Origin of the sequence: Bradyrhizobium elkanii USDA 76, from assembly GCF_023278185.1 — a bacterium.
GTDB lineage: Bacteria > Pseudomonadota > Alphaproteobacteria > Rhizobiales > Xanthobacteraceae > Bradyrhizobium > Bradyrhizobium elkanii.
Genome location: NZ_CP066356.1, coordinates 6,924,679 through 6,940,401, shown reverse-complemented (window position 1 = coordinate 6,940,401; position 15,723 = coordinate 6,924,679). Strand labels below are relative to the sequence as shown.

Annotated in this window: 9 protein-coding genes; 7 read left to right on the top strand and 2 right to left on the bottom strand. The window is 62.8% G+C overall.

All coding sequences use genetic code 11. From position 1 onward, the window contains the following. Window positions 1–18: 18 nt before the first annotated feature. Window positions 19–474 carry an Hsp20 family protein gene (locus JEY66_RS33245; protein WP_018270283.1) on the bottom strand — a complete coding sequence of 152 codons (456 nt, stop codon included), beginning with the start codon at window positions 472–474 and terminating at the stop codon, window positions 19–21. A 1,719-nt stretch (window positions 475–2,193) separates the two neighbouring features. Beyond that, window positions 2,194–2,448, bottom strand: a complete 255-nt coding sequence (locus tag JEY66_RS33240) for a hypothetical protein (RefSeq protein WP_018270284.1) — start codon at window positions 2,446–2,448, stop codon at window positions 2,194–2,196. A gap of 1,198 nt (window positions 2,449–3,646) precedes the next feature. Here JEY66_RS33240 and JEY66_RS33235 point away from each other — a divergent pair. The 7 genes from JEY66_RS33235 (at window position 3,647) to JEY66_RS33205 (ending at window position 15,624) form a co-directional block, all read left to right on the top strand. After that, window positions 3,647–3,967 (top strand): DUF736 domain-containing protein, encoded by a 321-nt coding sequence (locus tag JEY66_RS33235; protein ID WP_018270286.1) that lies wholly within the window; start codon window positions 3,647–3,649, stop codon window positions 3,965–3,967. 465 nt (window positions 3,968–4,432) lie between these two features. Further along, window positions 4,433–4,711 (top strand): hypothetical protein, encoded by a 279-nt coding sequence (locus JEY66_RS33230; RefSeq protein WP_018270287.1) that lies wholly within the window; start codon window positions 4,433–4,435, stop codon window positions 4,709–4,711. A 239-nt stretch (window positions 4,712–4,950) separates the two neighbouring features. Next, window positions 4,951–6,144, top strand: coding sequence for a hypothetical protein (locus JEY66_RS33225; protein WP_026192412.1), 1,194 nt, complete (start codon window positions 4,951–4,953; stop codon window positions 6,142–6,144). A 417-nt stretch (window positions 6,145–6,561) separates the two neighbouring features. Beyond that, window positions 6,562–8,688 carry a ParB/RepB/Spo0J family partition protein gene (locus tag JEY66_RS33220; RefSeq protein WP_018270289.1) on the top strand — a complete coding sequence of 709 codons (2,127 nt, stop codon included), beginning with the start codon at window positions 6,562–6,564 and terminating at the stop codon, window positions 8,686–8,688. A gap of 246 nt (window positions 8,689–8,934) precedes the next feature. Then, entirely contained in the window at window positions 8,935–13,263 is a 4,329-nt protein-coding gene (locus tag JEY66_RS33215) for a bifunctional class I SAM-dependent methyltransferase/DEAD/DEAH box helicase (RefSeq protein WP_018270290.1), read from the top strand. Then, a complete protein-coding gene (locus tag JEY66_RS33210) occupies window positions 13,263–14,363 on the top strand; it encodes a DUF7146 domain-containing protein (protein WP_018270291.1) in 1,101 nt (366 codons plus the stop codon). Before JEY66_RS33215 ends, JEY66_RS33210 begins: the two co-directional genes overlap by 1 nt. A gap of 337 nt (window positions 14,364–14,700) precedes the next feature. Next, window positions 14,701–15,624 (top strand): DUF2493 domain-containing protein, encoded by a 924-nt coding sequence (locus tag JEY66_RS33205; protein WP_018270292.1) that lies wholly within the window; start codon window positions 14,701–14,703, stop codon window positions 15,622–15,624. The last annotated feature ends 99 nt before the right edge of the window (window positions 15,625–15,723 follow it).

The window sequence follows — 15,723 nt, the reverse complement described above, 5'->3', positions numbered from 1 at the left end:
AATTGTGAGCAGGCGGTGTTACGCCGCATGCTTGTTCTCATCTTTCTGGTGATCAGCACCTGTGTTGATCGCAATCTGGCGCGGCTTCATCGCCTCGGGAACCTCCCGAACCAGATCGATCTTGAGCATGCCATTCTCGAACGAGGCGCTCTTCACTTGCACGTACTCGGCCAGATTGAAGATCTGTCGGAACGGGCGCGCAGAGATGCCTTGATAGAGATATTGATGGCCGCTTTTGTCGGCCTTGCGACCCTCAACGGTCAGTGTGTTCTGCCCGGCCGTGATGGAGACCGTGTCAGGCGGGAAGCCGGCAAGAGCCAGCGTGATTTGGTAGTGGTCCTCACCGACACGTTCGATGTCGTAGGGCGGGTAATTGTCCGCGCCGGTCCATCGGCCGGAGTCCGCGAGAAGGTCGAACAGACGATCGAATCCAACCGTCGATCGCCACAGGGGAGCGAGATCAAGCGTGGTCATAGCCATATGCTCCTTTGAGCAACATGGATAAGAGCACCCCGGACACTTGCCGGGTGCCTGCACGCGCCCCGTAGCAGGCGCCCGATTGTGCCGTGCAATTACTGCGTGGCTACCCATAAAATTAGAAGGGGGACGTATCGTTTCAAGGCCTTCCAGGCACTTGCGAAAGCGGCAGTGCCGCACCCATGTTTTTGTCGGATCCGGCTGAGGCGAATGTGGAAGAACTTCCTGCCGTCCTGCTGCGTCTCAGCCGGTTCCTCCAAAGGTACTCGCCAACGAAAGTGACCATGGCAGCAGTCCAAAACGACGTGATCGACACGGCGCTTGTGGAATCATTTTTCGGGAGTGACCCGCCGTGCTTCGCCGCGCTCGGCGTCACCATCGGATCTCCTGGCCGGTTTGGTATGTCGCGCGCGCAGCTCCTGGAGATGAAACTCCCACCTTCGGTCGCGGCTGAGCGGAAGACCGGGACAAATGGTCCTGGTGTCGGACAGTCACGAGAGCCGCGCATCGTGAGATCTCGGAACGAAAACTCCTGCCGGGGGGCATAGCGCTGCGCCGGCGGAGCCATGTCGGTCGAGCCGGCAGAAATCTAAGAGTAATAGGCGATCATCAACCGGTTCTGTCATCGCGCCGTTCGGTTTGACAGCAACTTAAAAGGCTAGCGATAACCGATGCGGAAAGGCGACAATCAATAATGCGCCAAGCATGATGCCGACGTTCGGCGCAACATCGAGAGCATCGTGCGCGCCGATCGCTAATGCTGCTGCTGCGCCCACGGTATTGAATACTCAAGATGCATCGGGCGTCCACTCCGTTCTCCATCACAACGCGTTTCCGTGAGCAACTGTGAGTGGCTGGTCTATGAGCGCTTGCTTTAGCGATTCTAAAGCTCTCCACGGATCATGCCGATAATCTCCACAGCGTTTCGCCGGGGCCGATCTCGGCAGACCCGCGACGAATGGAAAGTCGCGCGGGCGGCTTGGGGGACCACCCGCGCTAGTCTGGGTGGAAGCTTGGCCATCTCTGGGGGGCGCGATACATGAGGGCCAAGCCGTATTCCTCCGAGCAACTCGCGTGCCAGACGGGCCCGCGCAGCGTCCTCACGGGGTAAACATAAGCTCATGAAGCGCGGCGCCAGGTCGAAGCCATGAAAAACGTGCGGGCGGCGGGAGATCCGCCCGCACGAGTTGCGCTACGAAGCGGCTTGGGCCTCAGGAGGTCGTGATTAAGCAACCAAGCCGTGCATCACTCAGCAACCGGCGTGCCAGACTGTGAAGAACCGACGAGAGACCAAAAAGTTGTGCTTTTTCACGCCGCGCCAGCCAACTCCTCGGGCGGCTTCCGAACATGAATGTCGGTAACCTGACGCGGTCGTACGGGATCGGAGGGCAGTACCCAATGCTATCGTGCACAACGATCGCATCGGGTCACCGTTCAGCCTTTGCAACTGCTCCTCTTCGATCGGGCAGTTGAGCATTGCGGCCGTTGCGCTGCTATTGATCAGGGTTAGTTTCATGGCTTCCGTCGGGCGGCCACGGCAAACGCGCGAGTTAAATGGCTGAACCTTCGTCCTTGTCGTATTCCTTGAAGATCGACGACCGTCACAGTTCATCTTGGTGCGGCTGAACCTCCGGCCAGAGGGTGCGAGTGGAGGGTTACCCGGACACGGCCTCGCGTCAGTCGCTTCCCACCCACCGGTGTGCTGTTGGTTGCGGATCAATCAGTCTCCTTGTCCGGTGCGTTGCCGCCGGCTGCACTCTTCGCGCTCTTGGTCGATTTCCTGCCCACTTTCCCGCCCGCGGTCCTGAGTTTGGGCGAAGAATCGTCATCATCACTCATGCCGCTCTGTACGCTCCTGTCTTGCATGCCTTTGCGAGCCCTGGCGTCGGTGGCGAGGCTTTGCGCAATGACGGAGTATGCGAGGAAAGCCGAAATGCCGCATGCGATTACAGAGGTCTTCGCTAATTTCATCCATGTCTCCTGGATCGAATTGCTTGCGAGGTAGCGATTTTGGCTTAATGCGGCTGCGCCGTTCGCTTCGCGTTGAGGGGTACAACGGCGCAATACTCACGATGACGCCGAACCAGCTCTGTCATTTGGTTGTGTGACGTCCCGATCCGATGCTTCGCGTCTTCAGGATCTGCTGACGGTTTCCAGGCTACGCCCTGACGTGGCGTGAGGTTCAAGCGATTTCTGCAGTTTGACTATCAGTCCGCCGTTCCCGGGGCCGTTTTTTATGTGGTATCAGGCTGCTCTTCCGGGATCGTGCAGGTCTGGGCCTGTCGCTCAAGGGGCTTGACGAAAGCGTCTTTTAGCGCGCTGGCTAATAGGCCTAATTTCTCTGGCAACGTGGATTTTCGTTGGTCTGGGCAATGGCGAGCTGCTCATGCTCGGAATTCGAAACCGTCCAACGGAAGATGGCCATCGAGAGGCAGATGTTTTGCCTGCCCCAGATCGCATTGCTTGCCGGGCTGCCTTCGCTTGCCTCGGCGCGTTTCGTGTTGGCGGCAGGACGCGGAGGCGCTTGACTGTGCTTGCTTGCGGTGAGCCGCCCGTTCGAGCCGGCTAGACTTGGCGGAGCCGCCTCAACCATTCTCACGGCCGCCACACGCGAGGGATGATCCTTCGTCTCCTTCCTCGTCGAGCAAGTTCGGGTAGATCGGTTCGTTGAATGCGGGGGCAAGATGACGAGAACGAGAAGCAAATCCGCCTCTTCGGTGCGCTTCGACCAGGCTGCAGCAATCTCGGCCTAGCCCACTCGTCGCGGTGGCGGATTGCGCGCTCTCGATGTTCGTTCACGGACGATACCGTCCTTTGCAGCAGATCGTTTCTCTTTCTTCGCTGAATCGTTCCAACATCTTGTACAGCTGAACCGAGATTGGCCAATCTTCTCCTTGAAATTGCGCTTCAGCACGCGGACGCACGTGGCCTCTTTGATGGCTTGATCTGGCCGAAGACCGGCTTTGCCTCGATCGTCTGAGCCGCAACGCCGTTGATGCGACTTTCTTCCCCTGGGCTTCGCCCATTCCTCGCGAGACAAGAAAGTCGCCACAACGACGTCCTCCGCTGCGCTCCGGCCCGAACGGGTGCGTCGCCGATCGTCCTCGGCCTTTAGATCGCCATCGAGGCCGCGGTGGTCGCGGGCTCGAAACACAACAGGAGAAGTGACATGGCTAACATCGGTTCTTTCAAGAAGCTGGGCAACGATTTCCAGGGCGAGATTGTCACCCTGAGCCTGCAAGCCAAGGGCGTCCGCATCGTCGCCGAGACCAACCGCTCCAACGACAACGCTCCGAGCCACCGCATCTATGTAGGCCGGGCCGAGATCGGCGCAGCCTGGTCGAAGCGCTCCGAAGAGGGCCGCGATTACCTCTCGCTCAAGCTCGACGACCCCTCGTTCAACGCACCGATCTACGCGAACCTGTTCGACGACGAAGGCGGCGAGGGCTACACGCTGCTGTGGTCGCGCCCGCGCAAGAACGGCGAGTGAGCCTCGATCCTTCAGAGCCCCGCCCAGACTATTGGGCGGGGTTCTTTTTTCTGCGCGAGCCAGCGAGAATATCTCGCTGTTGGATAGGTTGCACGGATCGATCTGGGCCGGCTCCTCCGGCGCCGGCCCCCCGCCCAGGTTTTGCGCGCGTCTTAGCGGCTTCAAACACGGGGGCGTTCGTCGCCGCCTGTGCGCGCATAAGCGCGGCCTTCTGCGAGGCGGAGCGAGTCGGCGAAGGCGGGCCTGGCTTTGGGCAAGAACCTTCTCGTCCTCGAATTGCAAAAGCGCAAACAGCCGGCCGCTCGCGCTCGACTGTGAGAAGATGGCGCATCTACACGCCGCGTCATGCGCCTGCCGCGACCCTTGAGAGAAATCTGACTTTTGCGCTCAAGAACGAAGCAATAGAGCTCGCCATCCTGAAGCGGCTTTTCCTCGCCGTGCGGCAAGGAGGAGATTGCGGAGCTTGTGAAGCAGACGCCGACCGGGCTCTACACGCGTCGCATCCGGTTTCTCTATGAATGGCTGTTGGGACGCGAACTCAATCTGCCCACGGCGGACAAAATCTCCTATGTCGATACCGAACTCCAGTTCGCGAACTCCGGGCAGAATTCGATACGGCATCGCGTCCGCAACAATCTGCCAGGGACGTCGGACTTCTGCCCGCTCATGTTCAAAATGTCTTGTCAAGCGTTGGCTGAGTTTATTGCCGTCTCCCTGCGGGACCGGGCTGTCGGCTGGCGCTGAAACCCGGCTTGCGCCGGGTTTTCACCCTTCGGGCTTCCATCCCTGACGGAAGCTGCGGCGCGGCGGATGTCGCCGTCGCGGGTCTTGGTCGAGGGCCTTGGTAGAAGGCCTTGGTCGCACGTCTTGGACGTTGCCGTTGGCGACCGACGATACAGGAGAGGCAGAGGGGATTGGCCTTGGCCATGACGGGTTAAGGGTCGGAGGAGAGTCTTCCGGCGCCCGTCATGGAGGTTGCTCCCATGAATACGCAAATTGTTGATGCCAGCCGCAACGCCAGTTTCGGTTACAGAGTGGATGTGAGCCGCGGCGAGCGCATTGGTCGGGTGTCCTCGGAGTGGTTCTGTCGTCCGGCGGATGAGCGCTATCTGTCGCTCAACGAACTGGCCTGCACGGTGCGCGAGCGCGCGGACCGCAGCCGGACGCGCGTGGTCGAAAGCGCGCTCATCCATGTCGAGGCAAACCGTGCCGATCCTGAGCGCCTGGCCTTGATGCTGCCCGGCTCGGACACGCCGCTCGCCCCGACCCACTGGAGCTTCGGCCAGCTTGCAAGCCAGGTTGGCGCTCCGGCCACCTACCTGCGGCAGCTCCCCGCGGCGCTCGCAGCAATCAACCTGCAATATGGCCTGACCGCCACTCGCGTCGAGCAGATCAAAACGCTCGAGACCGAGGATAGCCGCATCGAGCTTCGCGCTGTCACCGGTCCCGACTATGGCCGGATCTACGACCACGAGCTGGTTGAGGCCGTACAACGCATCGCTGGCAATGGCACAGGCGATACACGGTGGAAGGTGCCTGGTGCGCTCGACTGGTCAAGTGGCATCTACAATCCCCGCGTCGACATTTCCAAGGACACGACGACCCTCTACGCGTCGGACAGGGACGTTTTCCTGTTTCTGGTCGATGATCTGAATCCGATCGAGGCCGGTCGTCTCCGGGACGGCTCGCCCGACCTTTATTTCCGAGGCTTCTATTGCTGGAACTCGGAAGTTGGCGCGAAGACGCTCGGCATGGCGAGCTTCTATCTTCGTGCGGTTTGTCAGAACCGCAATCTGTGGGGCGTGGAAGATTTCGAGGAGATGACCATCCGCCATTCCAAATACGCAGCCTCCCGCTTTGCTCACGAGGCAGCCCCGGCACTGTTGAACTTCGCCGACTCCTCACCCATGCCCTTTGTCAACGGCATCAAGGCCGCCCGCGAGCGGATCGTGGCACGCAGCGACGAGGATCGCACCGAGTTTCTGCGCCGCCGCGGCTTCTCCAAGGCCGAGACAGGCAAGGTGATTGAGGCGGTGCTGGCGGAGGAAGGCCGCCCGCCTGAAAGCATCTTCGATTTCATGCAGGGCATCACCGCCGTCGCGCGCGACAGGCCGCATCAGGATGTCCGCCTGGACATGGAGGCCAAGGCCAAGAAGTTGCTCGACCGCGTGGCGTAATTGCGGCCAAGCCGGGGATTCCGTTCTCCGGCTTGGCTCGTCTGCGCTCTTCCGGCTCACCAGTTCGGGGATGGCGCTGCCTCTCGGGGAGACGTTGATGTCCGTCGCGGGCCGGCAATTCCGCGGCGGCTCGGAGACCGTAGCGCCGTCGCCAAAACCGGCGCGGCACCGAAAGATGCACGCCAAGTGTCGCGATACTCGCTTGCAGCTTCGACCCACGTGACCTCGACTTCTGAAACGAGAGGTGAACTGGATCGCATCCGAGCTCGGGCAACTCAGTTTTCCGATAGCGCGGCAGCCGCCGACCACCGCCATTGCGCCAGCAAGAACGCGAGAGCGAGAGAGGGGCAGGCATGTTCGTGAACGGGTTGGAGGCCGAGAGAGAGGCTCCCGGCCGCCCGTTTCGGAGAAACTGACATGGCAAAGGCCGTTCAGAAGATCAAGCTGTCGTCGTCGCGCGACATTCCCTTCAGCAAACTCATCTTGAGCCAGAACAATGTGCGGCGCCTCAAAGCCGGCATCTCGATCGAGGATCTCGCCGAGGACATCGCCCGGCGCTCCCTGCTGCAAAGTCTCAACGTCCGGCCTGTCCTCGACGACGAAGGCCGGGAAACCGGCATGTTCGAGGTGCCGGCCGGAGGTCGCCGCTATCGCGCACTTGAGCTCCTGGTCAAGCAGAAGCGTCTGGCGAAGGCCGAGCCGGTCCCATGCATCGTCAGTGACATGGGTGACGTGATCACCGCGGAAGAAGACTCGCTCGCCGAGAACGTGCACCGCGTCGCGCTTCATCCCCTGGACCAGTTTCGCGCATTCCAGACCCTGCGCGAGCAAGGGCGGTCCGAGGAAGATGTCGCGGCCATCTTCTTTGTATCCGTCAACGTCGTGAAGCAGCGGCTGCGGCTTGCGGCGGTGTCCCCGAAGCTGCTCGAGGTTTACGCCGACGACGGCATGTCGCTCGAACAGTTGATGGCGTTCTCGGTTACCGCCGATCACGGCCGGCAGGAACAGGTCTGGGAGACCGTCAGCAAGTCGGGTTATGACGAGCCGTATCAGATCAGGCGCCTCCTGACCGAGCGTGCGGTGCGGGTGTCCGACAGGCGCGCCCGATTTGTCGGCCTCGCCGCCTATGAAGCGGCCGGCGGCGGCGTGCTGCGCGATCTCTTCGAAGAAGATGGCGGCGGCTGGCTCGAGGACGTTGCGCTGCTGGAGCGTCTCGTGGCTGAGAAGTTGCGGGCAGAAGCTGAGGCGATCGCCGCCGAAGGCTGGAAGTGGATAGAGGTGACCGCCGCCAGCTTTCCCTACGGCCATGACCACGGGCTCCGCCGGCTCGAGGCAGATCCGGCGGCTCTCACCGCCGAGGAGCAGGCGCGCTTCGATACTCTCCAGGCGGAATACGACGCGCTTGAGGCAAGATTTGAAGGCGCTGACGAACTGCCCGGTGAGGTGGACGCGCGGCTCGGCGAACTCGAGCAGGCGCTCGAAGCGTTCAACAACCGGCCGGACATCTTCGAGCCGGACCAGATGGCCAGAGCCGGCGTCTTCGTCAGCATCGATTGCGAAGGGCGGCTTTCTGTCAATCGGGGTTATGTCCGACCGGAGGACGAGGAGCCTGCGACCGGTGTCGAAGGCGAGCGAGGCACCGATGTAGCGGTGACTGAAGGGCAGGAGCCCGGTGCTTCGGTCCAGGGCACGGCGATTTCGCTCGCCGGTGCATCGACCGAGCCGGAGGAGCATGATGAGGATGCGGCAAGGCCGTTGCCGGATCGACTCATCACCGAACTGACGGCGCATCGTACGTTGGCATTGCGGGACGCGCTGGCACAACATCCGGCAATCGCGTTCCAGGCGGTGCTGCACAATTTCGTGCTGACGGCCTTTTACCGGTACGGATCGTCCAACACATGTCTGGAGATCGGACTTCGTACGCCGACCTTTCCCGCTCAAGCTGCCGGGCTCAGGGAAAGCGCATCTGCCAAGGCAGTTGAGGCCCGGCACGAGTCCTGGAAGGCCCGGCTGCCCAAGAGCGAGAACGATCTCTGGGATGCGCTCACGGCCCTTGACGGTGCCGCACAGGCATCCCTGTTCGCTCACTGTGCGTCATTTGCGGTCAACGCCGTCCATGAGCCGGCCAACCGTTACAATCAGGGCCGTGTCTATGCTCACGGCGTCTGCTCTCGGTTCGATCAGGCCGATGTGCTGGCGCGTGCTGTCGGCCTCGACATGGTTCAGTCCGGCTGGCGACCGACTGTTGACAACTATCTCGGCCGCGTCACCAAGCCGCGTATCCTGGAGGCGGTGCGGGAGGCGCGAGGTGAATCGTCCGCGCAATTGATCGATCACCTGAAGAAGTCCGAGATGGCCAGCGAGGCCGAGCGTCTTCTCGAGGGTTCGGGCTGGTTGCCGGAGCTGCTGCGCCTGGTCGACGCCACCGCCTCGCCAGTCGAACAGGAAGGGGAGGCTGGCTCGCTCCCCGAATTCCTCGCCAACGAAGGGCAGGAGGAGGGTGGCGACGAGGCTGAACCACAGCTCGATGCCGCCGAATGACGCCTCATCGCGGGACGGCTCCGGCCGTCCCGTACGCCTTCCTTCGCACGTCTCATCCCGCGCCCGTCCACGCCGTGTCCGGCAGTGATTTCGTCTTGTCGCCCGGCCGAATGTGGTGGCGCGGCGTGAGGGCGCGCGGCCGCCTCCTGAGAGGCAGAGAGCGGCCGAGACGGGTTTGAGCCGGCACGGTCCAGAGAGAGCGCCAGCCGGCTCGACCCGTTCCCGCTCTCCGAAAGACATCCTGCCATGACCGAATCTCTCACCGGCGGCGCTGCCGCCGCGCCGCTCTCGATGCGTGCCGCTGCAAGTCTAACCTCTGCGGCTCTCCGCGCCGCACGGCAGCTCTTGATTGAGCTCGAACGCGGTCGTCGCATCGATGCCGCTGTCCTGCGCAGCGCCATGGAGGCTGCCTTCGCCGGCTCGGACGCGGCCGGTGCCTGGAATTGGAAGACCGCCTATGACGCCTGCGAGGCGGCGACCGTTCTATTCCTTCGCAAGTTCGGCCCGACCATGCGCGCCAAGGCGGGTTCGACGGCTGCCATGCTGCCGATGCTCGCAAGGATCGCAAGCTGTCTGCCGACCCATACGCGGCGTTCCGAGGATGGCCAGGCACTTCAACAATTCTCGACGCCGATTCCGCTCGGCCTTGTTGCATCTGTGGCGGCGGGCGTTACGCCTGCCGATCGCGTTCTCGAGCCCTCGGCAGGGACAGGCTTGCTTGCGATCTTTGCCGAGCTTTCGGGCGGCGCCCTGGTGTTGAACGAGTTGGCCGAGCCGCGCGCGACATTGCTCGATCAGCTGTTCACCAACGTTAAGGTCACCCGCTTTGACGCCGCCCAGATCGATGATCACCTTGAGGCGAGGGTTGCCCCGAGCGTCGTCTTGATGAACCCGCCGTTCTCGGCTGTGGCGAATGTCGAACGATCGATGCCGGACGCAGCTCTCCGGCACATCACCTCAGCCTTGGCGCGCCTTTGCGACGGCGGCCGTCTTGTCGCCATCGTCGGCAAGAGCCTTGCGCCCGATAATCCGGCATGGACGGAAGCCTTTGTTCGTCTCCAGGAACGCGGGCGGGTTGCGTTTTCTGCCGCCATTGACGGCGCCGTCTACGCCAAGCACGGGACACAAACGGACACAAGGCTGCTTGTGATCGACAAGCTGCCTGCGCCTGATCCGAAAATCTTTCCCGCTTCACCGGGCATGGCGAGCGATGTCGCCACCTTATTTGGCTGGGTGGCCCGGCATGTGCCGTCGAGGCTACCCGTCGTCACTACGCCGGTTGGGCGCGACCTTATTCGTTGTGGTCCAGCGAAGGCGAGATCGACCGCCGCCGCTGTACCGTGTCTACCGTCCACGTCGGGACGTGTGGCGCCAAGAGGCGTAGAGCTCAACTACGAGACAGTCGATTGGTCTCCGCCGGAAAGCGCCCGACTGACCGATGCGCTTTATGAGGAGTACGAATTGCAGTCGATCCGGATTTCCGGATCGCATCCACATCCGACCAAACTCGTGCAGTCCGCGGCAATGGCATCCGTCGCGCCACCGAAGCCGACCTACCGTCCGCATCTGCCGCCACGTGTGGTGACAGATGGACTTCTGTCGGACGCTCAGCTCGAGAGCGTCATTTATGCCGGCGGAGCACATTCCGAATTCCTGGCAGGCTCCTGGACGGTCGATCCGACCTTTGATGTTGTGGCCGCCGCGTGCGAGGACGCTCAGAATGCCATCCGCTTTCGCCGTGGCTGGTTCTTGGGCGATGGCACCGGCGCGGGCAAGGGACGTCAGGTCGGTGGAATCCTGCTCGACAATTGGCTCAAGGGCCGCCGCCGTGCGGTCTGGATCAGCAAATCCGACAAGCTGATCGAAGATGCCCAGCGCGACTGGTCGGCGCTCGGCATGGAGCGCCTGCTGGTGACGCCGCTGTCCCGGTTTCGCCAGGGGACGGCGATCCGGCTTTCGGAAGGCATCCTATTTACAACCTATGCCACGCTACGCACCGACGAGCGCGGCGAGAAGCTTTCGCGTGTCAGCCAGATCGTTGAATGGTTGGGCTCCGACTTCGACGGAGTGATCATCTTCGACGAGAGCCATGCCATGCAGAATGCGGTCGGGGGCAAGGGCGAGCGCGGCGACCAGGCGGCCTCTCAGCAGGGGCGCGCGGGCCTGAGGCTCCAGCACGCCTTGCCGAATGCTCGGGTGGTCTATGTGTCGGCGACGGGCGCCACCACGGTGCACAACCTCGCTTATGCGCAACGCCTCGGGCTCTGGGGCGGCGCGGACTTCCCGTTCGCCACGCGCGCCGAGTTCGTCGAGGCGATCGAGGAGGGTGGGGTGGCGGCCATGGAGGTCCTGGCTCGTGACCTAAAGGCGCTCGGTCTCTATGCCGCCCGCTCGCTGTCTTATGAGGGCGTCGAGTACGAGCTCGTCGAGCACCAGCTTACGTCCGAGCAGGTTCGCATCTACGACGCCTATGCTGACGCGTTCAGCATCATCCATAACAATCTCGACGCCGCGATGCGGGCCGCCAACGTCACCGGCGAAACCGGAACGCTGAACGGACAGGCCAGATCGGCGGCGCGATCCGCCTTCGAAAGCGCCAAGCAGCGCTTCTTCGGGCATCTGTTGACCTCGATGAAGACGCCTTCGCTGATCCAATCGATCGAGCGTGATCTCGACGCCGGCCATGCCGCGGTGATTCAGATCGTCTCAACGGGCGAGGCGCTGATGGAGCGTCGCCTGGCCGAGATCCCGACCGAAGATTGGGGCGACGTCCAGGTCGACATTACGCCTCGCGAGTATGTCCTCGACTATCTCGCTTATTCCTTCCCGGTGCAGCTCTACGAGCCCTTCACTGATTCAGAGGGTAATCTTTGCTCGCGGCCTGTCTATCGCGACGGCCAACCGGTCGAGAGCCGGGAGGCTGTCTTGCGCCGCGATCGCTTGATCGAAAAGCTCGCCTCGCTGCCGCCTGTTCCTGGGGCGTTGGACCAGGTCATCCAGCGTTTCGGCACCGACATGGTCGCCGAAGTGACCGGCCGTTCGCGCCGCATCGTTCGCAAGCATGGCCGATTGGTGGTCGAGGGCCGAGCGGGCTCGGCGAATCTCGCGGAAACCTCGGCCTTCATGGATGACGTCAAGCGCGTCCTCGTGTTCTCCGACGCGGGCGGCACGGGACGGAGCTACCATGCCGAACTGTCGGCCCGAAATCGCCGGTTGCGGGTCCATTACCTGCTCGAGCCCGGCTGGAAGGCCGATGCCGCGATCCAGGGGCTTGGCCGGACCAACCGGACCAATCAGGCGCAGCCGCCGCTGTTTCGTCCCATCGCGACGGATGTCAAGGCCGAAAAACGCTTTCTCAGCACCATTGCGCGCCGGCTCGACACGCTGGGTGCGATCACACGCGGTCAGCGCCAGACCGGAGGGCAGGGCCTGTTCCGGCCGGAGGACAATCTCGAAAGCCGGTACGGGCGTGATGCCTTGCGTCAACTCTACACGTTGCTCGTTCGCGGCAGGATCGACGGCTGCTCGCTCGAGAGGTTTGAGGATGCGACAGGCCTGCAACTGACCGATGCCAATGGGCTGAGGGATGAGCTGCCGCCGATCACGACCTTCCTCAATCGTTTGCTGGCGCTCACCATCGACTTACAGAACGTCCTGTTCACCGCCTTCGAACAGCTCTTGATGGCTCGGATCGAGGGCGCGGTTGCTTCCGGCAGCTATGACATTGGGCTGGAAACGCTCCGCGCCGAGAGCTTTGTCGTCTGCGACCGGCGGACGGTCTACACCCATCCGGGCACGGGGGCGCAGACCCGCCTGCTTACGCTGACCCAGCGCTGGCGCAATCATCCCTTAAGTCTCGATGAGGCTCTGGCTCGGCTTTCCGATCATCGCGCGATTCCGTTGTTCAATGAACGCTCGGCCCGTGCGGCCGTGCAGCTCCCGGCGCCAAGTTTCATGCTCGACGACGGCGAGATCGAGCGGCGCATCCGCTTGATACGGCCGATGGAGCAGCACAGCGTCTCCCTCAACATGATGGCGGAAAGCCATTGGGCCGAATCGGATCGCGAACGCTTTGCCGCCGCCTGGGTGGCGGAACTCGCAGAGCTACCCGAGTTCTCGGAGAGTACGATCCACGTCGTGGCCGGCTTGCTGTTACCCATCTGGAAGCGGCTGCCGAACGAATCAAGCCGAGTTTATCGCCTCCAGACCGACGCGGGCGAACGCATCATCGGCCGCAAGGTCTCCGCCGCCTGGGTCGCGAACGTCCTTGCCGCGGATGCGCCCACGTTGACGCCGGACGCTGCCTTTGCCGCGCTGATGGAGGGACAGATCGTCCTCGATCTTGCCGAAGACCTCCAGCTTCGCCGTGTCCGATTGATGGGCGCAACCCGCATCGAACTGTCGGGACTCAACGACACGATGCGCGATCGCCTGCGGGCTTATGGTCTGTTCGGGGAGATCATCTCCTGGAAGCTCCGCATGTTCGTGCCCACGGACGCAAGCGGTGTGGAGGTCCTGGCGAAGGTGCTCGACAGCTATCCGGTCGCGCGCGTCGGTGGACGGGAGGCCGCGTGATGCCCCGCGACGCCTCCGAATTGGCACGCCGCCTCGCGCGCGAGGCCGAGGCGGTATGCAGGCACTATCTCTCCAATGGTAAGCGGGCCGGACGGTACTGGGTGGTCGGCGACGTCCGCAACACGCCGGGCCGTTCGTTGTTCGTACGGCTCCAGGAATCGCCGAAGGGACCCGCCGGCAAGTGGACCGATGCCGCGACCGGAGAACATGGTGACCTCCTGGACGTCATCCGCGAAAGTCTGGCCTTGCGAGACTTTCGCGAGGTGGCCGAGGAGGCGAGACGCTTTCTGAAGCTACCTCGTTCCGAGCGGCAACCTACCCCGGAAGGGGTGGGTCCAGCCGTGCTGGCCGGATCGCAGCAAGCCGCCCGTCGCCTCTTTGCCATGTCCAGCCCAATCGACGGGACTGTGGTCGAAGCTTATTTGCAACGTCGCGGAATAGCCCGCATCCACCATGGTGGCAGCTTGCGCTTCCACCCACGTTGCTACTATCGACCGGACGAGCATTTGCCGACCGAAACATGGCCAGCGATGATCGCCTGCGTCACGAACCTCGCCGGGCGGATCTCCGGCGTGCATCGCACCTGGCTCGATCCTGACGGATTTGATCGCGTCCGGCTCGGCAAGGCCCCTGTCGACACGCCACGACGCGCCATGGGTGACCTGCTCGGCAATGCCGTTCGTTTCGGCCTGGCGGACGACGTGATCGCTGCCGGCGAGGGTATCGAGACCATGCTGTCGCTGCGTTGTGTACTGCCGAGCCTGCCGATGACAGCGGCGCTGTCGGCCAATCACCTCTCGGCCATGTTGCTGCCGGCTGGGCTACGTCGGCTCTATATCGCCCGCGACGCCGATGCCGCCGGAGATGCCGTACAGGCTAACCTTACCCAGCGCGCGGAAGATGCCGGCGTTGAAGCGATCGCGCTGTCCCCTCGGTTGGGCGACTTCAATGAAGATCTGCACATCTTCGGCCCTGAGGCACTCCGAGCAGCGTTGCGGCTTCAACTCGTACCAGAAGATGTCGTTCGCTTCTTGCATTCGCTCCCGCCGGCCGCGGAAAAAGCCGCCATCGTTCGATCGAGCGCGATGCATCGGTGGTAGATTGGGCCAATGCCGGAAGGGCACGCGACCACGGCCTTCTAGAGGGCGATCGGACGGCAAGCGGTTCGGGCCGGCAATGGCTGCGTCCGGCTATTTTCCGCCGCGCGCAGGCGATGAGAAGGCACGCCAGCGATCCGAGCGGCGCGCTTTGCATCGCGAAGCAAAATAGCCGGCCTCCGCCATCCTCCGCTGCCGCTTCGGCCCTCCGCTTCCGCCTGCGCCCTAGCGGGCTTCGGCGGACAAGCCGCTCCGGGTTCTGGCCCGTTCCGCCCGCCGTCTGAGTGATCGCCACGAAGGCCGCGATGGGCGCGGCCAATCCGGCAAAGGACCTCTTCCCATGACCGACCACGACGACATCGAACCGGCGCAGGCGGCGTCTCCAACCGACTACGTCCTGAGTGAATTGCAGCTCTTCGGCTATCGTCCCTTCGACGACCAGCCAGATCCAAGACCCCTTCCCGAGGCGAAAACGATCGCCGGTGCCATCGTCGATATGTTCGACGCCCTGGTCGCCACGCTGAGCGATACGCGGCTAGAGCCGGACCTCGACGAACTCCTTTGGTCGACGGTCAACCTGTTCCATCGTGCCGTCGACCGCATTGAACGTCAGCTCGACGACAATGAACAAGCTCAGCACAAGAGCCAACGGGAGCAGAACGGGTCGGAGGTGCGATCGGTCGAGCTTGAGCGCCTGACGGCCGAGGGCATCACGCTGATCGAGCGCCGAAATTGCTTGGAAATCTTTCGCGATCAGGCGATCGAACGATTTGAGGTCCACACCGGCTCGTCGTGGCGTCCTCGGTCGGGCTCGCTGGTCAACCACCGCACGCTCACCGCAGCGATGATCGACTCCCGCGACTTTATCGCCGCCAAGCGTCGTACCGAGAGCGAGGACATGTTGCCGCCGGGAGTGAAGATCGCACTCACCGGCGGGCTGGACTTCAACGACCACCGCCTCATCTGGGATCGCCTCGACAAGGTTCGCGCCAAGCATCCCGACATGGTCCTGCTCCATGGCGGCTCGCCCAAAGGCGCCGAATTGATCGCCTCCAAATGGGCGACCACCCGCAAGGTACCCCAGATCGTCTTCAAGCCCGACTGGACAAAGCATGCCAAGGCGGCTCCCTTCAAGCGCAATGACGCCATGCTCGAACTGCTGCCGATCGGCGTCATGCACTTTCCGGGTACAGGGATCCAGGACAACCTCGCCGACAAGGCGAGGCGTTTCGGCATCCCCGTTTGGAGATTCGGCGGCGCGTGAGCGCCGTCGTCTCGCCTCCAAACCATCAAAGCGGAGTTGTACGCGCCGCAACTCCGCCTCGTTCAGACCTTATATCCGAAGTCGCGCCGTGGTGGTGGT